The sequence below is a fragment of the Delftia sp. Cs1-4 genome (assembly GCF_000214395.1).
Taxonomy (GTDB): Bacteria; Pseudomonadota; Gammaproteobacteria; order Burkholderiales; family Burkholderiaceae_C; genus Comamonas; species Comamonas acidovorans.
Map to the genome: position 1 here is coordinate 2,838,962 of NC_015563.1, position 20,914 is coordinate 2,859,875.

The window sequence follows — 20,914 nt, forward strand, 5'->3', positions numbered from 1 at the left end:
TCTGGTGGCAATGATGTGGCGCACGCCGGGACGGGGGTCAGGCCAGCGTTCTCAGCTTCGCTTCGCGGGCCCAGAAGCGCTTCTTGGCGCCTTCGATGAAGGGTTCGGGCTTGTCGATGGGAAACACGCCCTCGTCCGGTGTGATGCCGGCCGTCTTCATGATGTGCTGCGTGGCCTTGCAGGCGGCAATGGCCTTGAGGTGGCCGAAGGCGTCGCGGAACCAGTCCTGCGCGGCTGCCTCATGGGCCAGCGCCTGGCCGCGCTCCAGCGTGATGATGGACACCACGGCATCGAACTGCGCGGATGGCGATCCGGCCAGCTGGCCGTCGGCCGGCAGGTGGCTGCCGTCGTCCAGCGTGGCGCCGCCGATCTTGGGCGCAATGATCTTCACGCTGGCCTTTTGCGCCACCAGCGCCTTGTGGAAGGCGGCAACGTGCCGGGCGCTGGAGCCTTCGTCCACCAGGATGGCAACGCAGCGGCCCTGCAAGGTGGGCTTCATGCGGTCGATGATGCGCGTGGCCGGGCTGGGCGGCAGCTTTTGCGGGGGCACGGCAGGCTTGGCGGCAGGCGGCAACTGGGGCAGGCCCAGGCCGTCTGCCACGCGCTTTGCCAGGTCGGCGTCAATCACCTGCAAGTGGCCGACGACGGCCAGGCGCACATGCGGCGTCTGTACCTTGGACAGCTCGAACACCAGGGCGCTGGCGATGTGGGCCTGCTCCTGCGCGCTCTGGCTTTGGTAGAACATGCGCGCCTGGCTGTAGTGGTCGGCAAAGCTCTCGGGGCGGATGCGGCCCTTGGCACCCTCCTGCGCGGGCTGGGCAAAGTGCCGCAAGCCGCGGGCTGCCGAGGCGCGCGGGCTGTCGGCCTGCAGGCTGGAGGGCTCATAGGCCACGCGGCCCTTGGGCACCTCGGTCTGCATGTGGCCGTCGCGCTGGTGGTGGGCGAACGGGCATTTGGGCGCGTTGATGGGCAGCTGCGTGAAGTTGGGCCCGCCCAGGCGCGACAGCTGGGTGTCCAGGTACGAGAACAGGCGGCCCTGCAGCAGCGGGTCGTTGCTGAAATCGATGCCGGGCGGGATATTGGCCGGGCAGAAGGCCACCTGCTCGGTCTCGGCGAAGAAGTTGTCGGGCCAGCGGTCCAGCACGAAGCGGCCGATCTTGCGCAGCGGAATTTCCTCTTCGGGGATGAGCTTGGTGGGGTCCAGGTGGTCGTAGGGCAGGGCGTCTGCCTGCTCCTGCGAGAACAGCTGCACGCACAGCTCCCAAGCTGGGTAGTCGCCCGCCTCGATGGCCTCGAACAGGTCGCGGCGGTGGTAGTCGTTGTCTGCGGCCTGCAGCTTGAGGGCCTCGTCCCAGACCGTGGACTGGATGCCCAGCTCGGGCCGCCAGTGGAATTTCACGAAGGTGCTTTCACCCTGGGCATTGACCAGCCGGAAGCTGTGCACGCCAAAGCCCTCGATCATGCGCAGGCTGCGTGCAATGGTGCGGTCGCTCATGATCCACATGACCATGTGCATGGACTCGGGCATGAGGGAGATGAAGTCCCAGAACGTGTCGTGCGCCGTGGCGGCCTGCGGAAAGCCCCGGTCGGGTTCCATCTTCACGGCATGGACCAGGTCGGGGAATTTCATGGCGTCCTGGATGAAGAAGACCGGGATGTTGTTGCCCACCAGATCCCAGTTGCCCTCTTCGGTATAGAACTTGATGGCAAAGCCGCGCACATCGCGCGGGGTGTCCACCGAGCCTGCTCCACCGGCCACGGTGGAGAAGCGCACAAAGATCGGTACTTGCTTGCCGGTTTCGGTCAGGACCTTGGCGGTGGTGTATTGCTCCAGCGAATCTGTCAGCTGGAAATAACCGTGGGCGCCTGTGCCGCGTGCATGGACGATTCGCTCTGGAATGCGCTCATGGTCGAAATGCGTGATTTTCTCGCGCAGGATGAAATCTTCCAGCAGCGTAGGGCCTTTTTCCCAGGCGGTGAGAGAGTTCTGATTATCAGGAACCGGAATGCCTTGCTGCGTGGTCAATCCGGGGTGCTGTCCGTCGGCCTGTTGCTGTAATTCTCCGCCATGGCCTGTGGGGGATTGCTTGGACGATTTCTTTTCACCAGGGGATTTCTTAGCCACGATTTACTCCTTGAAAGAAAGAGGATGGCCTGTTGTATGAGGCAATAATTATTGGAAGAGGCGATTGGCTGAACCAAAGGGCATCGTCAGCAAAGCTCTGGAGATAAAAAAAGGGCCCAGGGGGCCCTTTGCCAGTTCACGCTATCGGCAGCTTAACGCTGCTGATGGCTGCCCTGCTTTTGCTGTTCCCCTGGTTGGTTGCGCTGGGGATTGCTCTGTTGCTGCTGTTGGTTGGGATTGTTCGGGTTGTTGGGATTGCTTTGCTGCTGCTGCCCCGGATTGTTCTGTTGCTGCTGCTGCTTGTTCTTGTCGTTTTGCTGGTTGCTGGCCGTGTTGCCTTGAGGGTTGTTGGTCTGTTGCGTCATTTCCGTACTCCTTAAGTAAACAGCGATGCCGTCATCACTGCAATTTCATTGTGCGACCGTGAAAATGGCCGGCTTGTAGGATATTTGGAAGATTACTTTTGGTAAAGCATTGGAATTTGCTATGGAGTGGTCTTGTTCCATTTTGTCGGTACAAATGGATGTATTTCTTATAATGAAATTGCTTTTGTAAAAAATGCAGCCAGGCCAAATATGGGGTTATTTGGCGGCGGGGCGTTTTGCAGGGGCCCTGGCCGGGGTCTTTGTGGATTTTGTCGATTTTCTGGATGCTGGCGTCTTTGCATTTTTTACCGTTGACGAGGTATTTTTTTCCTTAGCTGCGGTGGCGGATGGTCCGCCTGCGCCCTTGCCCAGGCTGTTCTTGAGCAGGGCCGTCAGGTCCAGCACGGCCGCGTTGGCCGGCGCGGCGGGTGCGGTCTCCTGTTTTTCCACGTTTTGGACATCGCCCGCATGCGCTTTGGCCTGCACGAGCTGGTGGATTTCCTCGCTGAAGGAGTTGCGGAACTGGTCGGCGTCCCAGGCCTGGCTCATGTCCTTGATGAGGGCCATGGCCATGGTCATCTCGGCGCTCTTGATGCCGGCGGCCTTGGCGTCCAGCGGCGGAAGGTCCAGCTGCTCGAAGGAGCGGATCTCGCCGCCCCAGCGCAGCAGGTTCAGCACCAGCGCCCGGCCGCAGGGGATCAGGATGGCCAGATGCTGCTTGGTCTGGATGACCACCTTGGCCACACCCACCTTGTTGCTCTTGCGCAGGGCCTCGCGCAGCAGGGCGTAGACCTTCTCGCCACGGTGCAGGGGGGCGGTGTAGTAGGGGCGTTCCAGGTAGATGAAGGGGATGTCCTGGGCATCGACAAAGGCCTCGATCTCGATGGTCTGCGTGGTCTTGGGAAAGGCGGCGGCAATCTCTTCAGCGCTCAGCACCACGTAGCGGCCTTCTTCGAATTCCACGCCCTTGACGATGTCGGCCGTGGCCACTTCCTTGCCCGTGACCTTGTTGATGCGCTTGTAGCCCACGGGCTGCATGTTGCGCTTGTCCAGCCAGTCGAAGTCGATGTCCGAGCTGGCCGTGGCCGCGTACAGGCCGATGGGAATGTGCACCAGGCCAAAGCTGATGGCGCCCTTCCACACGCTGCGCGCGGAGGTGGACGGGCTGGATTTGGGGGAGGCGGCTTTCTTCATGGCGGTGCTTTCTTCGATTCCTGCAGGACGGTGCTCAACGCTGCGCCTCGAAGCCCAGCGCCTTCATGGCGCGGCCCAGGCCCACGGCGGCCGTGCCGTAGTGCTCCCAAGGGGAGTTGCCCAGGCGCAGGCGCTGGTCTACCGAGCGAATGGTCCAGTGCGCGCCGCCCGTGAGCCTGTCCAGCTCGTTCCAGGCCACGGGCACGGAGATGCCCATGCCCGGCCGCGCCCGGGCCGTCCACGCGCAGGCCGTGGTGGCGCCGAAGCCGTTGCGCAGGTAGTCCACAAAAATCTTTCCCACGCGGTTGCGCGGCCCGCTTTTGGCCACGAAGCGCTGGGGCACAGCATGGGCCAGGTGCTGGACCACGGCCTGCGAGAAGGCCTTGACGGTGTCCCAGTCCAGCAGCCGCTTGATGGGCACGACCACGTGCAGGCCCTTGCCGCCGCTGGTCTTGAGGAAGGCCGGCAGCTCCAGCTCCTGCAGCAGCACATGCAGCAGGCTGGCGGCCTCCTGCACCTGCTGCCAGGGCACACCTTCGCCGGGGTCCAGGTCGAAGGTCATGCGGTCGGGCCGGTCGATGCGGTCCTTGCGCGCGTTCCAGGTGTGCCATTCGATGGTGTTCATCTGCGCCGCCGCCACCAGGCCTTCGCGCCGGGACACCTCCATCAGCGGGGCATGGCCGGGGTCCAGTTCCGGCGACAGGGCGGCGATGCCCTGCAGCGGCGCCTGGTCGAGGTGCTTTTGGAAGAACAGCTCGCCCTCGATGCCGTCCGGCGCCCGCACCATGGCCACGGGCCGGGACTTGAGGTGGGTGATCATGAAGGGCGCCACCGTGGCGTAGTAGCGCGCCAGATCCATCTTGGTGATGCCGGTGGAGGGATCGATGACCCGCTCGGGATGGGTGATGGTCATCGAGGCGGGCAGTCGTGCCGCCCTGGCATTGCGGGTTTTCGGTCGTGCAGCGCCAGGCATGGCTGCAGCGCTGGCGGAAGATGCGGTCGATGGCACGTGCTGTGGCTCCTCTTTGACAATGCTGCGTGCAGGCTTGTCCGCACGCAGGCCGTGGAATACGGCATGGCGGACCTGGCCGTCCTCGGTCCACTGCGCGAACGAGACCTCGGCCAGCAGCGTGGGGCGCACCCAGTGCACCCCGCTGCCAAGGCCCCGGCTGTCCGCCAGCGGCGAGGTGCCGGTGGCGAGGCGCTCCAGGCGCTGGCGCAGGTCGGCCAGGGTGCGCCTGTTGAACCCCGTGCCCACCTTGCCTGCCGCGCGCAGCTGACCGTCCTCGCCATGCACGGCCAGGATCAGGGCGCCCAGGCCCGTGCGCGTGCCCTGGGGATCGGTGTAGCCCGCGATCACGAATTCCTGGCGCAGGCCGCACTTGAGCTTGATCCAGTCCGCACTGCGCCGCGAGGCATAGGCGCTGCCGCGCCGCTTGCCGATCACGCCCTCCAGGCCCAGCTGGCAGGCGGCGGCCACCAGATCGGCGGGCGGGGCGTCAAAGGCCTCACTGAAGCGAAGGCGGTCCGAAGGCGCCTTGTGCAGCAGGGACTGCAACTGCTGGCGGCGCTGCTCCACGGGCTGGGGCCGCAGGTCCTGGCCGTCCTGCCACAGCAGGTCAAACGCGAAGAACACCAGGTGGTCGGTGCGCTCGCCGTCAAAGGCGTTTTGCAGGGCCTGGAAGTCAGGGCGGCTGTCGCTGTCCAGCATGAGCACCTCGCCATCCACCCAGCCCGATTGCAGGGGCAGCGCGGCAAAGGCGCGGGCCAGGGCGGGCATTTTGGTGGTCCAGTCCTTGCCGTTGCGTGTGAAAAGGCGAACGGCGCCGTCCTCGATGCGCGCCAGCAGCCGGTAGCCGTCGAACTTGCTCTCGAAGATCCATTGCCCGGCATCTGCAGGTGCATGGTCCACCAAGGTTGCCAGCTGCGGGGCGATGCTCTGCGGCATGGGCGCGGCGACGGGCGTAGCGACGGGCGTGGTGACGGGTGTGGTGATGGGCGCTGTGGCGGTGGGCAGGGGAAGGCCGGCCACGCTGTCGGGCATGTCCTCGACCACGTTGAATTCGCTGGCAGCACGTTCCAGGCCGTCGTGCTCCTTGATCAGCAGCCAGGCGGGCTTTTTGGCGTCGTCCTTGCCGCGCATGCGCACCAGGGCCCAACGGCCCTGCAGCTTGTGGCCGCGCAGTTCGAACTTGAGCTTGCCCTTGCGATAGCCTTCGGCCGCATCGCCTTCGGGCAGCCAGGTGCCACGGTCCCAGATGATGACCTTGCCCGCGCCGTACTGTCCCGGTGGAATCTGGCCCTCGAAGCGGTTGTAGGCCATGGGGTGGTCTTCCACCTGGACGGCCATGCGCTTGTCGGCCGGGTCGTAGCTGGGGCCCTTGGGCACGGCCCAGCTCTTCATGCTGCCGTCCAGCTCCAGCCGAAAGTCGTAGTGCAGGTGGCTGGCCCAGTGCTTTTGAATGACGAATTGCAGGGCGCCCGCGCCGGGCTGCCCTGCAATCGTCTCACTGGAAGGTTCTGCCGAAGGTTCCGGTGTGCGCGTGAAGTCGCGCTTTTGCCGGTACAGCGCGAGCGAGGCCTGGGGTGTCGCCGCCTTGGTCGCCCCTTTGGTGGGGCGGGCCGGGCGGGATGCCTGGGACTTGCTGCGCGTGGCCGGCATGGCGGCATCCGTCAGTGAATGAGCGCAATCAGGATGATGATGGGAATGGGAACGCCCAGGAGAAAAAGCAGTATGGATCGCATGGCAAGCCTCCGTTGAATGGATTGAATTGGATTGATTGGGTTTCAGTGCCGGGGATTATCAAAAGGCATCGCGTTGACGACCACCCCAGGTGGCGCACAGGCTGCCCACAAAAGCGCCCAGCATCAGGGAAACAAACAGCCAGAGCATGGAATGGGCCGTGGCCTTGCGTGCCTCTTCGGCTGCCTGCTTGGCCTTTTGCTTGGCTTCTTCAGCCTTTTGCTCGGCCTGCTTTATCTGCATTTGCACGGAATCAAAGGTGCTACGCACTTTCTTTTGCGCATCTTCCACGGACATATCGGAATTGCGCGCAATCAGCTGGGCCAGGTATTGCTCGTCGGCGGGAGACAGCTGGCCGGTGCGCAGCGACTGGGCAAAGATCACGCCGGCCTCGCGGGTGGCGCTGGCCAGGTCGGCGGGGGTGGCATTGCTGGTGGTGGTTGCGGCGCCGGAATTGCGGAACAGGCTGCCGGTCCAGTAGGCCAGGCCCTGGGGCGAGGCATCGGCGCCCGAGGCACCGGCCATGGCTGCGGCACCGCCAGCAGCCGCACCACCGGCGGCGCCGATCGCGCCGCCCACCACGTTGGAGGCGCTGGTGGCCACGGTCTGCGCAGCCTTGAAGGCGCCGGAGACGGCACCGCCTGCAGCGGCGCCCATCAGGGCCACCATGGCCAGCGTGGCCAGTGCCCAGGACAGAAAGCCGTGGGCCGTGTCGCGGAAGTAGACCTCGTCCGTGTGCACGCCTTGCCAGCGTGTGCGCAGCCGTCCGGCCAGATAGCCGCCCACGCCGGCCGAGGCCAGCTGGGTGAAGGCAATCCAGGCCACGGCCGTCAGGCCCAGGGCGCCGGCATCCAGGCCTTCACCGGACCATACCGACACCGACGACAGGCCCAGGCCCGTGCCCAGAATGAACAGCAGCAGCGACAGCGATGCCGCCGCCATGGCGCCGGCAAATATCGCGGCCCATGAAACGCCGCTGCGTGAGGTATCTACGGTGGCGACCGTGTTGACCACTGGCGCTTCAGCCAGGGGCGCGGATTCGGAATAGGCAATGGACATGGCCGACTTTCTTGGAGTTGAGTGCCCCATTCTTGCCAGTCGCAATAGACGCCGCTGTAGGAGGATTGGAAATGCAGGACTGGCAAACGCAGATGAAAAACGTCATCCTTTGCCAGATGACGCTTTTCAAGCGAATGCTCAGGATGGATATGGAAAATGCTGCCTGCAATCGGTAATTCTTGCAGAACATTTTCCAGGGCGGGTATTTGGATTATTCAGATCAGTGCGGCGATGCCTTTTTCCATTGCCGGATATTCATCGCCGCATTGAAGCTGCCATCCGAAAAATGCTCAGGGCTGGCGCACGTCGGCCACCACCTGCTCGCCAAAATCGGCACGCTGCAGCCAGCCCAGCACCTGGGCTGCCGCCTGCTCGGGCGTGGACAGCTTGCCGCCCTCCTTGAGCTGGGCGAAGTTGCCTGCATCGGGGAAGGCGGCGGCATCGGCGCTGCGCAGCTGCACCTGCATGTCGGTGTCGATGACGCCGGGCGCCAGCGAGCAGATGCGCGCGCCGTGGGGCTTGAGCGCCTCGTCCAGCGCCACGCTGCGGCTGAAATGGTCCATGCCGGCCTTGGCCGCGCAGTAGGAGGCCTGCGAGGCAATGGCGCGCCGGCCCAGGCCCGAAGAAATGTTGAGCACCTTGCGCGGCACGGCCGTCCAGCCCTCGGTGGCGGCCAGGAAGGCGGCCGTCAGCAGCATGGGCGCCTCCAGCCCCACGCGCATGGCCTGGGCAATGTCGGCGGGCTGCAGCTGCGACAGCGGCGCAATCTGCGGAATCACGCCCGCGTTGTTGATCAGGGTGACGCTGGCGTAGCGCGCGGCGTCCAGGCCGGCCAGCCAGTCGCCCAGTCTGCGGGCCGCGGCCTCGGGCTCGCCCAGATCCACGCTCCACTGCTGCAGCGGCGCGCCCGCCGTGGCGGCCGCCTGGGCCAGGTCTTCGCTGGTGGAGCGCGACAGCGTGAGCAGTTCATGGCCGGCATCCAGCAGTTGCCGGGCCATGGCCAGGCCCATGCCGCGCGAGGCGCCGGTAAGAATCGTCAGGGAAAGAAGAGGCGATGCATTGTTCATGCGGGCGATGGTATCGCTTGTGCCCGTGCTGCCGGCCCGGCCGCTGCCTGGGCGGCGACAGGGTCCGATGGCAGCAGCAGCTCGGCGCTGTGCGCCTGCCGGGTGCGCTCCAGCGCCTGCACGATGCGTTCGCAGGCACGCTCGGCCGCCTCGTGCAGGCTGGCGCCCTGCAGCCAGTGGCCGGTGAGCGCGGCACTGAACAGATCGCCCGTTCCCTTGGGCACCGCATCCACCCGCGCGTGGGTGATCACATGCACGTCATCGCGCGTGACCAGGGCCACGCGCATGCGCTGGGCAGGCTCGCCATCCAGCTCGGGCGATGCGCTGGTCACGGCCACCCACTGCGTGCGTCCCTTGAGCAGGCTGCGCGCGGCCTGGACCACATCGTCCATGCCGCGCACAGGGCGCGCGGTCAGCCGCTCCAGCTCGAAATGGTTGGGCGTCAGCCCGTCGGCCAGCGGCAGCAGGTGGCGCTGGTAGGCCTCGACCATGGCGGGGTCCACATAGATGCCGCTGTCGTGGTCGCCGATCACCGGGTCCACCACCACGCGCAGGCCGGGCCGCTGCGCCAGCAGGCCGGCAACCCAGTCCGCCAGCAGCGTGGCCTGGGCCGGCCCGCCCAGGTAGCCGGCCAGCACGGCCTGCAACTGCCGCAACCCGCCGCGCGCGCCCAGGTCCTGCAGATAGCCCGCAAACCACTCGGCGGCAATTGCTCCGCCGTGGATGCTGGGATAGTGCGGCGTGTTGCTGAACACCACCGTGGGCACGGCCGCCGCCGCCAGCCCCAGCGCCTGCAGCGTGGGCATGGCCACGTTGTTGCCAACGCGGCCGTAGACGACCTGGGACTGCACTGACACCACGTCGATGGCCAGGGGTTGCAGCATGTCTTGGGGGGCGCAGGCGTTCATGGGCTTGGGGGAGCAATGAGAGGCAGGGACGTGTTTTATAACGCCTGCGCCCAGGCCGCAGACCCCACAATCGGCCGCGCATGACCAGACCACTGTGCGATCTGCGCGTGAAAAGAAAAAGGCCCGCCAAAGGGCGGGCCCGTGGAGCGCCAGGCGCCTGTGCGTTGTCAGGCGCCCAGGTAGGCGCGGCGCACTGCGTCGTTGGTCAGCAGGTTGGCGCCTGTGTCTTCCAACACCACCTTGCCGGTTTCCAGCACATAGCCGCGGTCGGCGATCTGCAGGGCGCGGTTGGCGTTCTGCTCGACCAGGAAGACCGTGACGCCGGCCGTGCGGATGGTCTGGATGATCTCGAAGATCTGCGCAATGATCAGCGGCGCCAGGCCCAGCGTGGGCTCGTCCAGCAGCAGCAGGCGGGGCTTGCTCATCAGCGCGCGGCCGATGGCCAGCATCTGCTGCTCGCCGCCCGACATGGTGCCGGCGCGCTGGTGGGCGCGCTCACGCAGGCGCGGGAAGAGGCCGAACACATGTTCGATGCCGGCCTCGATCTGCGGCTTGTCCAGGAAGAATCCGCCCATCTTCAGGTTGTCCGTGACCGTGAGGTCCGAGAAGATGCGCCGTCCCTCGGGCGAGACCGCGATGCCCTTGCGCATGATGTGGTGCGAGGGCAGCTGGGTGATGTCCTCGCCCTCGAACGAGATGCGGCCCGAGCTGGCGCGCGGGTTGCCGCACACCGTCATCAGCAGCGAGGTCTTGCCGGCGCCGTTGGAGCCGATCAGCGAGACGATTTCGCCCTGGTTGACGTGCAGGCTCACGCTGTCGACCGCGCAGATGGCACCGTAGTGGGTGGAGATGTTCTCCAGTTGCAGCATGGCAGGCATCAGGCTTCTCCCAGGTAGGCCTTGATGACCCGTTCATCGTTGCGGATGGCATCCGGCAGGCCCATGGCGATGGGTTTGCCGTACTCCATGACGAGGATGCGCTCGGACACGCCCATGACCAGGCCCATGTCGTGCTCGATCAGCAGCACGGCAATGCCGTACTGGCGCCGCAGCTGGTCGATCAGGCCCTGCAGGTCCTTCTTCTCCTGCGGGTTCAGGCCGGCGGCGGGTTCGTCGAGCATGAGCACGCGCGGCTTGGTGATCATGCAGCGCGCGATCTCCAGGCGGCGCTGGTGGCCGTAGGCCAGGTTGCCGGCCTCGCGGTTGACGAACTCGCGCAGGCCCATGACGTCCAGCCAGTGCAGGGCGCTCTCGATCTTTTCCTCTTCGCTGCGGCGGTAGCTTGCCGTGTTGAACAGGCCCGACAGCAGGTTGACGCCCGAGCGGCGGTGCTGTGCCACCAGCAGGTTTTCCAGCACCGTCATGGACTTGAACAGCCGCACGTTCTGGAAGGTGCGCACCACGCCGTGGTTGGCCACGTGGTGGCTGCTGCGGCCCTCGATGGCGTTGCCGTCCAGCGTGACGGAGCCGCTGCTGGGCTGGTAGAAACCGCTGATGCAGTTGAACACCGTGGTCTTGCCGGCGCCGTTGGGGCCGATGATGGCAAACACTTCCTGCGGGCGCACATTGAAGCCCACATGGTCCACGGCCAGCAGGCCGCCGAAGCGCATGCACAGGTCTTTGACTTCTAGCAAATACTCGCTCATTGCCGGCCCTTGCTGCTTTCTGTTGTCCCAAAAATCATGGTGTCGGCATGCCTCATGAGCGCACCTCCACATGGTGGCGGCGCATGGGCAGCAGGCCCTGCGGGCGCCAGATCATCATCAGCACCATCACCAGGCCGAAGATCAGCATGCGGTACTCGGAGAACTCGCGCGCCAGCTCGGGCAGCACCGTCAGCAAGATGGCCGCGATGATCACGCCCAGCTGCGAGCCCATGCCGCCCAGCACCACGATGGACAGGATCAGCGCCGATTCGATGAAGGTGAACGATTCGGGGTTGACGATGCCCTGGCGCGCCGCGAAGAAGGCGCCGCCCAGGCCGGCGAACATGGCGCCCAGCGTGAAGGCAGACAGCTTGATCTTCATGGGGTTCAGGCCCAGGGAGCGGCAGGCGATCTCGTCCTCGCGCAGCGCCTCCCAGGCGCGGCCTATGGGCATGCGCACCAGGCGGTTGGAGATGCACAGCGTGATCACGGCCAGCAGCAGCGCCATCAGGTACAGGAAGATCACCATGTGCAGCGAGCTGAACTCCAGCCCCAGGAACTGGTGGAAGGTCGTGCCGCCCTCGGTGGAGGGGGTGCGCGTCATCTCCAGGCCCAGCACCGTGGGCTTGGGAATGCTGGAGATGCCGTCCGGCCCGCCCGTGATGCTGGTCAGGTTGACCAGCATGAGGCGGATGATTTCGCCGAAGCCCAGCGTCACGATGGCCAGGTAGTCACCGCGCAGCCGCAGCACCGGAAAGCCGAGCACGAAGCCGAACATCGCGGCGGCGGCGCCGGCCAGCGGCAGCGCTTCCCAGAAGGACCAGCCGGCCCAGTGGAACAGCAGCGCATAGGTGTAGGCGCCCACGGCGTAGAAGCCCACGAAGCCCAGGTCCAGCAGGCCGGCAAAGCCCACGACGATGTTCAGGCCCAGGCCCAGCATCACGTAGATCATAGCCAGCGTGGCGATGTCCACCGCGTTGCGGCCCGCGAAGAAGGGCCAGGACACGGCGATCAGCAGGGCGGCCAGGATCAGGCCGTTGCGGTGGCTGGGGCGTGCGTGCGGCAGCGAGGGCAGCGAGACCTTGGGCATCTTCGCCGCGATCAGCGGGCGCAGCAACTGCACCAGGAAGACCAGGGCGCAGGCCCAGGCCACCACCGTCCAGTCGGGGTTGATGATGGTGCGGGTGCCGGCGCGCTCCAGGTGCAGGCCGAAGATGGGCGTGACGACCACGGCGGTCATCACCGTGGCGATCAGGGCGTCGCGCAGGTTCAAGGTGGGTTTGGCTTTCATCAGACCTTCTCCACTTCAGGCTTGCCCAGCAGGCCCGTGGGGCGGAACAGCAGGATCAGCACCAGCAGGCCGAAGGCCACGATGTCCTTGTACTCGGACGAGATGTAGGCTGCCGCAAAGGTCTCGGCCACGCCCAGCAGCACGCCGCCCAGCATGGCGCCGGGGATGGAGCCGATGCCGCCCAGCACCGCCGCCGTGAAGGCCTTGATGCCGGCCAGAAAGCCGATGAACGGGTTGAGCTTGCCCACGGCCAGCGCGATCAGCACGCCGCCCACGGCCGCCAGCATGGCGCCCAGCACGAAGGTGAACGAGATCACGCGGTTGGTGTCGATGCCCAGCAGGCTGGCCATGTGCATGTCCTGGGCGCAGGCGCGCGAGGCACGGCCCATGCGGGAATGGCGGATGTACAGCGTCAGCAGCACCATGAGCACGATGGCGACCACGATGATCAGGATGCGCGAGTAGGGCACATAGATCTCGAAGCCACCTTCGGCGCCGAAGCGCAGCGCACCCGGCAGCAGCGAGGGCACGGCCATGTCGCGCGCGCCCTGGCCCAGGGCCACCCAGTTCTGCAGGAAGATGGACATGCCGATGGCCGAGATCAGGGCCACCAGGCGGGGGCTGCGGCGCAGCGGCTTGTAGGCCACCTGTTCCACCACCAGGCCGTAGACGCCGGTGACGAAGACCGACACCACCAGCATCAGACCGATGATGGCCCACACGGGCAGGCCGCTTGTCGTGCCGATGGCCGACAGCGTGACCAGGCCGATGTAGGCGCCGATCATGTAGATGTCGCCGTGGGCGAAGTTGATCATCCCGATGATGCCGTAGACCATTGTGTAGCCGATGGCGATCAGGGCATAGATGGCGCCCAGGGACAGTCCGTTGAACAGCTGCTGTATCAGCTGAGGTAAGAGTTCTGACATGGTGTAATGCCGCCCCAAAACAGGAAAAGGCCTAAAAGGCCAGGATGCAGACAACCGGGACACGCGCAAGCGTGCCCCGGCCAGTCAACGAGGGGGATTACTTGGCAGCGACCGACTTGCTGCCGTCCTTGTGCCATTCGAACACCTGGAAGTCGAAGGACTTCAGGTCGCCCTGCTTGTTCCAGCCCACCGAGCCCAGAACGGTCTCGAAGTTGGACTTGTGCAGGTGGTCAGCCACCTTGGCGGGGCTGTCGCCCACGGCCTTGATGCTGTCCAGCAGCACTTGCGTGGCGGCAAAGGCGGTCAGCTGGAAGGCGCCCGAGGGATTGCGCTTCTTGTCCTTGAAGGCCTTGACCACGGCGGCGTTCTTGGGGTTGGCCGAGAAGTCTGCAGGCAGGGTCACCAGCATGCCTTCGACGGCGTTGCCGGCGATGGCGTTGACTTCGGGGTTGCCCACGCCTTCGGGGCCCATCATGCGGACCTTCAGGCCCTGCTCGGAAGCCTGGCGCAGCAGCAGGCCCATTTCAGGGTGGTAGCCACCGTAGTAGATGAAGTCCACACCGGCGCTCTTGAGCTTGGTGATGACGGCGGAGTAGTCGCTGTCGCCGGCGTTGATGCCTTCGAACAGGGCCACTTCCACGCCGGCCTTCTTCAGGTCGTCGCGCACGGAGGAGGCAATGCCCTGGCCATACGACTGCTTGTCGTGCAGCACGGCAACCTTCTTGGGCTTGGCCTTGTCCAGGATGAACTTGGCGGCGGCAGGGCCCTGCTGGTCATCGCGGCCGATGGTGCGGAAGATGAAGTGGTAGTTCTTGCCGTCGGTCAGGGCAGGGGAGGTGGCCGAGGGGGTCACGACGACCACGCCTTCGTTGTTGTAGATCGGGGCGGCGGCAATCGATGCGCCCGAGCAGACGGGGCCGATCACGTAGCCGATCTTGGCGTTGACCACGCGGTTGGCGGCCACGGGGCCTTGCTTGGGTTCGCAGGCGTCATCGACGGACACCAGCTCGATCTTCTTGCCATTGACGCCGCCAGCCGCATTGGCCATTTCCACGGCGGTGTTCACGCCTTCCTTGACCATGTCGCCGTACTGCGTCAGCGGGCCGGTGGTGGGAACCACCATGGCGATCTTGATTTGCGCATGCGCTGTGGAGAACAAGGCGGCACCAGCCAAACCCAGGGCGGCGACGACGGTGTGCATGCGGAACGGAATGCTCATGAGTACTTCCTTCAACTTTGGGTAAAGCGTTCTGAAAAACGCGGTGGCTCCTGTAGGGGCGATCCGCGCAAAGAAGCACAGATTAATCTCCTGGTTACCAATGGCAACAGGGTATCCCGGGGCTGGCGCGCATGCAGGCTTTTCGCTAAGGGCTGGATGCCATCGCAGGCCGCTTGTCAACGCCGGTTTTGGGCGACGAAAACGCCTGATGCCGACGGTGCACCCAGACGGTGCTGCATGAAACCAATATGACCGACTGCAAGAAGGGGAAACACGTACACGGAATGTTGCATTGCAGCAACGCGCCAGAGGGCGCCGGTTTGCGTGTTTCTGCGGTGGATCAAAACGGCACGGCGGATTCGAAACGCAGCGTTTGGCCCGACAGGGGATGGGCCAGCTCCAGCTGGTGCGCATGCAGCAGCAGGCGCGGCGACAGGGCCTGCACGGCGGCATCGGCATAAAGCGCATCGCCCAGGATGGGATGGCCCAGCGCCGCCATGTGCACGCGCAACTGGTGGGTGCGGCCCGTCACGGGTTGCAGCTGCACCCGCGTGGTGGGAGCACCCTGGCCTTCGGTGGCTGATGACATGGCGCGCCACAGGGTCTGGCTGGGCTTGCCCTGCAGGGCGTCGATGATGCGCAAGGGGCGCCGCTCCCAGTCGGCGGCTATCGGCAGGTCGATGCTTTGCCAGGCGTCGGCCTGCTGCGCGGCAGGGCGGCCGGCGACCACGGCCACATAGCGCTTGTGCACGCGGCGCTGCGCAAAGGCTTCGCTCAGGAGGCGCTGGCTGGCCAGGCTGCGCGCCATGACCACCAGGCCCGAGGTGGCCTGGTCCAGCCGGTGCACGACCAGCGCATCGGGCCAGCGCTGCAAGGCGCGGCCGCTCAGGCAGTCCTGCTTGTCGGGGCCGCGCCCGGGCACGCACAGCAGGCCGGAGGGCTTGTCCAGCACCAGCAGCTCGGCGTCCTCGTACAGGCAGGAGACACCTGCATCGGTATCTGCATCGGCATCGGCATCGGCAGCAGTACCAGCACCGATGCACTCCTGCGGCGTTTCAGTGTTCAAGCCGCTCACCGTTCATTGAGGAGCCTGTGCACGGTGGCGCACAGTTCCTCCACGTCATTGGGCTTGTGCACCAGGGCCCGGGCGCCTGCGGCCATGGCGGCCTGCTCGATCTCGGCGGTGATGTAGCCCGAGGCCAGGGCGATGGGCAGCAGGGGCTGGATGGACAGCGCCTCATACACCAGGTCGATGCCGCTGTAGCCGGGCATGTTGTAGTCGGTGACCAGCAGGTCGTAGTCCTGGGGGGCGGCGCGCAGCGCCTCGGTGGCCTCGTGCGGATCGGTGAAGCCGCTGACCTGGTAGCCGCGACGGCGCAGCAGGCGCTGCACGAGGAAGACCAGGGCCTGGTCGTCGTCCACGTACATCACATGCTGCTGTGCGGCCTGCGGGTCGGGCAGCAGGGCGAACTGCGGGCCGGTCGGGGTTTCTGCGGCTGCCAGCGGCTCCGGCAGGCTGGGCGGTGTTTCGGCCACGGGCGCCTGGGCAGGTGCGTACTCGGCGGGCGTCAGGGCGTCGGCCGGGGGAAAGTACAGCGTGAAGCGGCTGCCTTGTCCGGGAATGCTGTACACGTCCACGGCGCCGCCGTGGTTGCGCATGACGCCGTGCACCACGGGCAGGCCCAGGCCCGTTCCCTGGCCCACGGGCTTGGTGGTGAAGAAGGGCTCGAAGATGCGCTGCAGCGTGCGCGCATCCATGCCGGGGCCGTTGTCCTGCACCGACAGCGCCACGTAGCTGACGGGTGGCAGGCCCAGGCGCTCGCACAGGCGCTGGTCGGGGCGCACCAGGTCGGCGTCCATCTGGATCAGGCCGCGCCGCTCACCCAGGGCGTGCATGGCGTTGGTGCACAGGTTGAACAGGGCCTGCTCCACCTGCATGGCGTCGGCCAGCATGGGGGGCAGCTGTGGCGGCACATGCACCTGCAGCTCCACGGCGGGCGGCAGGGTCACGCGCAGCAGCCGCGCCGTGTCGCCCATGACTTCGCGCGCCTGCACGGGCTTGCGCTGGGGCGGCTCGTTGCGGCTGAAGGTCAGGATCTGGCGCACCAGGTCGCGCGCGCGGCGGCCGGCCTTTTCGATCTCCTGCAGGCTTTCGATGGCTGCGGCATTGCCGCCGCAGTCGGCCTTGGCCAGTTCCACGTTGCCAAGGATGGCGCCCACGATGTTGTTGAAGTCGTGCGCAATGCCGCCGGCCATGGTGCCCAGGGCCTGCATCTTGTGCGATTCGCGCAGCTGGTCTTCCAGCTCGTTGCGCTGGGCCTCGGCCTTCTTGCGGCTGGTGAGGTCGCGCGCGAACACGGTGGTGGTCTCGCCGCCGCTGTGGTGCTCGAAGGAGACACTGACCTCGACCGGAATCTCGCGGCCGCTGGCCGTGCGCGCCGTCATCTCGCCCAGCACGGCCTGCGTGGTCAGCGGTGCAAAGGACAGGGCCTGTGCCGCATCGGGCAGGAAACGCTCCAGCGGGCTGCCGAGCGCGTCGTGCGGCGGGCACAGGAACAGGGCGGCGGCCGTGGGATTGAACACGGTGATGCGCTGGTCCGAGTCCAGGCAGATGATGGCGTCCAGCGCCGAGTTGATGACCGATTCCAGCCGCCGCTCGCTCAGGAACAGCTGGTGGTTGCGCTGCTGCAGCGCCAGGCGCTCGGCCAGCAGCGGGCCCTGGTCCACCACGGCGCACAGGTACTGGGCAATGGGCGGGCCGCTTTGCTGGGGGATGGCGATGCAGGCCACGTGCAGGTCGGCGCGCAGCTGGTGCTGCTCGGTGATTTCGAAGCAGACCTCGTGGGCCTCGGTGCGGCCCAGCTCGCGTGCTGCGGAGAAGGTCTCGCGCACGCGCTCGGCATCATCGGGGTGCACGAAGGGTGCGAAGTTCACCAGCAGCCGGTCATGCTCGGAGGGCTGGAAGGCGCTGTGCGCCATGGCGTTGGCCTGCACCACCATGTCGTGCTCGTCCACCACCAGCAGGGGCAGGGGAATGCTGGCGAACAGGGCCTCGAAGCGCTCGGAGGCGCTTTCGGCCACGGCCTGGCTGTAGTCCAGCACGCGGTTCTGGATTTCCAGTTCGCGCTGGTAGTTGCGCAGCTCGGCCACCAGGGCCTGCAGCGGGTCGTCTTCGGGCTGGAAGAGGGGGAAGCGTTCGACGGGGGGCAGGTCGGCGCCGGGCGCCAGCAGCGCATGCAGGGGCAGGTGCTCGTCGTCGCGAGGCGGATCGGAATGGTCTGGGCTGCTCATCGCGGGCTGGCGCTGGGGAAAGCGGCACATGCCGCACAAATCCTGGTGGCCCGCGCCCGGCGTCCGGCAGATTACCGGAGCCCGGCGCGGGCAGGGCCGCAGTGTACGCGCGCCAGGCGGGGCGCCACAAGCGCCCCTTTCGGTGGCAGGTGCTTCAGCTCAGGTAAGCGTCCACGGGGATGCAGCTGCAGTACAGGTTGCGGTCGCCGTAGACGTTGTCCACGCGCCCCACCGGGCACCAGTACTTGGACTGGCGCAGGGCGGCCACCGGGTAGGCAGCGGCCTCGCGGCTGTAGGGGTGGGCCCATTCCGAGGCCAGCAGCGTCTCGGCCGTGTGCGGCGCGTTCTTGAGCGGGTTGTCGTCCTGGGGCAGGCGGCCCTGTTCGATGGCGCGGATTTCCTCGCGGATGGCGATCATCGCGTCCACGAAGCGGTCCAGCTCGTACAGGCTTTCGCTTTCGGTGGGCTCCACCATCAGCGTGTTGGGCACGGGGAAGGACAGCGTGGGCGCATGGAAGCCGTAGTCGATCAGGCGCTTGGCCACGTCCTCGGCCATGACGCCCGTGCTTTCCTTGAACTGGCGCAGGTCCAGGATGCACTCGTGCGCCACATGGCCGTGCTCGCCCGCGTACAGCGTCGGGTAGTGGTCGCGCAGCCGGGCGCTGATGTAGTTGGCGCTGAGGATGGCGGTCTCGGTGGCCAGGGTCAGGCCCTGGGCGCCCATCATGCGGATGTACATCCAGCTGATGGGCAGCACGGCCGCATTGCCCAGCGGCGCGGCGCTGATGGCACCCGTGCCGCCCGCAAGGCCCGCCGTGGCATGGCCGGGCAGGAAGGGGACGAGGTCCTCGACCACGCAGACGGGGCCCACGCCCGGGCCGCCGCCGCCGTGCGGAATGCAGAAGGTCTTGTGCAGGTTCAGGTGGCTGACATCGCCGCCGAAGCTGCCCGGCGCGGCCAGGCCCACCAGGGCGTTCATGTTGGCGCCGTCCACGTAGACGCGGCCGCCGTGGTCATGCACCAGCTTGCACAGCTCCTTGACCTGGGTCTCGAACACGCCGTGCGTGCTGGGGTAGGTGATCATGATGCAGGCCAGGTTGGCACTGTGCTGCTCGCACTTGGCCGCCAGGTCCGCCATGTCGACGTTGCCGTTGGCATCGCAGGCGGTGACCACCACCTGCATGCCCACCATCTGCGCGCTGGCGGGGTTGGTGCCGTGGGCGCTGCTGGGAATCAGGCAGACGTTGCGGTGCGACTGGCCCCGGCTCGTATGCCAGCCCTTGATGGCCAGCAGGCCCGCGTACTCGCCCTGGCTGCCGGCATTGGGCTGCAGGCTGATGCCGGCGTAGCCCGTGGCCTGGCACAGCCAGTCGCGCAGCTGCTTGTCCAGTTCCGCATAGCCCTGCTGCTGGTCGGCCGGGGCAAAGGGGTGCACCTGGGCGAACTCGGGCCAGGTGATGGGAATCATCTCGCTGGTGGCGTTGAGCTTCATGGTGCAGGAGCCCAGCGGGATCATGCTGCGGTCCAGCGCCAGGTCCTTGTCCGACAGCTGGCGGATGTAGCGCAGCATGGCGGTCTCGGAGCGGTGGGTGTTGAACACCGGGTGCGTGAGGAAATCGCTGCTGCGGCGCAGGCCGTCAGGGATCAGCGGCTCCACGCCCTTTTCGAAGGCGGCGAAGCTGGGCAGGGTCTGGCCGTCCCGGGCGAAGATCTTCCACAGCAGCTCGACGTCGGCGCGCGTGGTGGTCTCGTCCAGCGAGATGCACAGGTATTCCTTGAAATACACGCGCAGGTTGGCGCCCATGGACACCGCACGCTCCACGATGGCCTGGGTGGCCGCACCCGTGTGCAGGCTCAGCGTGTCGAAGCTGGGCACCTCGCGCAGCGGCGCGCCCAGCTCGGCCAGGCCGCGCGCCAGGATGGCCGTGTACGAGGCCACGCGGCGGGCGATGCGCTCCAGGCCCTCGGGGCCGTGGTAGACGGCGTACATGCTGGCCACGACGGCGGGCAGCACCTGGGCCGTGCAGATGTTGGAGGTGGCCTTTTCGCGGCGGATGTGCTGCTCGCGCGTCTGCAGTGCCAGGCGGTAGGCGGGCTTGCCATGCACGTCCACGCTCACGCCGACCAGGCGGCCGGGCAGGGAGCGCTTGAACTCGTCGCGGCAGGCCATGAAGGCGGCGTGCGGGCCGCCTGCGCCCATGGGCATGCCAAAGCGCTGGGTGGTGCCCACCACGATGTCGGCACCCCATTCGCCGGGCGGCGTGATCAGGGTCAGCGCCAGCAGGTCGGTGGCCACGATGAAGGCGGCCTGCTTTGCATGGGCCTTGTCCACGTCGGCGCGCAGATCGTCGATGCGGCCGCTGGTGGCGGGGTACTGGGCCAGCACGGCGAAGTAGTCGCCCTCCATCAGTTGGTTCCATTCCTCCAGCGAGTTGGCCAGCAGCACCTCGATGCCCAGCGGCGCGGCGCGCGTCTGGATGACCTCGATGGTCTGGGGGTGGGCATCGCCGGCCACCACGAAACGGTTGCTCTTGCTTTTGACGGAGCGCTTGGCCAGCGTCATGGCCTCGGCGGCCGCCGTGGCCTCGTCCAGCATGGAGGCGTTGGCAATCGGCATGGCCGTCAGGTCGCAGACCATGGTCTGGAAGTTGACCAGGGCCTCCATGCGGCCTTGCGAGATCTCGGCCTGGTAGGGCGTGTAGGCCGTGTACCAGGCGGGGTTCTCGAGAATGTTGCGCAGGATGACGCCGGGCGTGTGCGTGCCGTAGTAGCCCTGGCCGATGAAGCTTTTGAGCAGCTGGTTGCGGCCTGCCAGCGCCTTGAGTTCGGCCAGCGCCTGGGCTTCGGTGGCCGCTGGCGGCAGCGCCATGGGCTGGTGGCGCCGGATGGAGGGCGGGACGATGGCGTCGATCAGCGCATCGCGCGATGCCGCGCCAATGGCGCTGAGCATGTGGGCCTCGTCTTCGGGCGCAATGCCGATATGGCGGGCCACGAATTCGGTGGCGTTCTCGAGGGCGGCAAGGGGCTGGGTGGAGGACATCAGCATGGAGGGACCTGTCTCAAAAGCTGAAAAGCGCCAGG

At 66.5% G+C, this 20,914-nt stretch carries 15 protein-coding genes; all 15 read right to left on the bottom strand.

Going from position 1 to position 20,914, the window contains the following annotated elements; translation table 11 throughout:
* Positions 1-37: 37 nt before the first annotated feature.
* A complete protein-coding gene (locus tag DELCS14_RS12470) occupies positions 38-2,125 on the bottom strand; it encodes a catalase (protein WP_013801927.1) in 2,088 nt (695 codons plus the stop codon).
* Positions 2,126-2,277: 152 nt separating this feature from the next.
* A complete protein-coding gene (locus DELCS14_RS12475) occupies positions 2,278-2,490 on the bottom strand; it encodes a hypothetical protein (RefSeq protein WP_012206144.1) in 213 nt (70 codons plus the stop codon).
* Between the two features lie 216 nt (positions 2,491-2,706).
* Positions 2,707-3,684 carry a Ku protein gene (locus tag DELCS14_RS12480; protein ID WP_013801928.1) on the bottom strand — a complete coding sequence of 326 codons (978 nt, stop codon included), beginning with the start codon at positions 3,682-3,684 and terminating at the stop codon, positions 2,707-2,709.
* Positions 3,685-3,718: 34 nt separating this feature from the next.
* Complete coding sequence (gene ligD, locus DELCS14_RS12485; RefSeq protein ID WP_013801929.1) at positions 3,719-6,346, bottom strand: DNA ligase D; 2,628 nt, start codon at positions 6,344-6,346, stop codon at positions 3,719-3,721.
* 141 nt (positions 6,347-6,487) lie between these two features.
* A complete protein-coding gene (locus tag DELCS14_RS12490) occupies positions 6,488-7,486 on the bottom strand; it encodes a hypothetical protein (RefSeq protein ID WP_013801930.1) in 999 nt (332 codons plus the stop codon).
* Positions 7,487-7,776: 290 nt separating this feature from the next.
* On the bottom strand, positions 7,777-8,553 hold the full coding sequence (locus DELCS14_RS12495) for an SDR family NAD(P)-dependent oxidoreductase (protein ID WP_013801932.1): 777 nt from the start codon (positions 8,551-8,553) through the stop codon (positions 7,777-7,779).
* A complete protein-coding gene (gene pdxK / locus DELCS14_RS12500; RefSeq protein WP_013801933.1) occupies positions 8,550-9,461 on the bottom strand; it encodes a pyridoxine/pyridoxal/pyridoxamine kinase in 912 nt (303 codons plus the stop codon). The genes DELCS14_RS12495 and pdxK overlap by 4 nt, the downstream gene beginning before the upstream one ends.
* A gap of 167 nt (positions 9,462-9,628) precedes the next feature.
* Positions 9,629-10,330, bottom strand: a complete 702-nt coding sequence (locus DELCS14_RS12505) for an ABC transporter ATP-binding protein (RefSeq protein ID WP_034398706.1) — start codon at positions 10,328-10,330, stop codon at positions 9,629-9,631.
* An 8-nt stretch (positions 10,331-10,338) separates the two neighbouring features.
* Positions 10,339-11,106 (bottom strand): high-affinity branched-chain amino acid ABC transporter ATP-binding protein LivG, encoded by a 768-nt coding sequence (gene livG, locus DELCS14_RS12510; protein WP_013801935.1) that lies wholly within the window; start codon positions 11,104-11,106, stop codon positions 10,339-10,341.
* 52 nt (positions 11,107-11,158) lie between these two features.
* Positions 11,159-12,397: a high-affinity branched-chain amino acid ABC transporter permease LivM gene (locus DELCS14_RS12515; protein WP_012206136.1), complete on the bottom strand. Its 1,239-nt coding sequence runs from the start codon at positions 12,395-12,397 to the stop codon at positions 11,159-11,161.
* Positions 12,397-13,323, bottom strand: a complete 927-nt coding sequence (livH, locus tag DELCS14_RS12520; protein WP_012206135.1) for a high-affinity branched-chain amino acid ABC transporter permease LivH — start codon at positions 13,321-13,323, stop codon at positions 12,397-12,399. Before livH ends, DELCS14_RS12515 begins: the two co-directional genes overlap by 1 nt.
* A 97-nt stretch (positions 13,324-13,420) precedes the next feature.
* Positions 13,421-14,542 carry a branched-chain amino acid ABC transporter substrate-binding protein gene (locus DELCS14_RS12525; protein WP_013801936.1) on the bottom strand — a complete coding sequence of 374 codons (1,122 nt, stop codon included), beginning with the start codon at positions 14,540-14,542 and terminating at the stop codon, positions 13,421-13,423.
* Positions 14,543-14,882: 340 nt separating this feature from the next.
* A complete protein-coding gene (locus DELCS14_RS12530) occupies positions 14,883-15,518 on the bottom strand; it encodes an RluA family pseudouridine synthase (protein WP_043796724.1) in 636 nt (211 codons plus the stop codon).
* 95 nt (positions 15,519-15,613) lie between these two features.
* Positions 15,614-17,833 carry a PAS domain-containing sensor histidine kinase gene (locus tag DELCS14_RS12535; RefSeq protein WP_043796726.1) on the bottom strand — a complete coding sequence of 740 codons (2,220 nt, stop codon included), beginning with the start codon at positions 17,831-17,833 and terminating at the stop codon, positions 15,614-15,616.
* 154 nt (positions 17,834-17,987) lie between these two features.
* Positions 17,988-20,879, bottom strand: coding sequence for an aminomethyl-transferring glycine dehydrogenase (gcvP, locus tag DELCS14_RS12540; protein ID WP_013801939.1), 2,892 nt, complete (start codon positions 20,877-20,879; stop codon positions 17,988-17,990).
* Positions 20,880-20,914 lie beyond the last annotated feature (35 nt).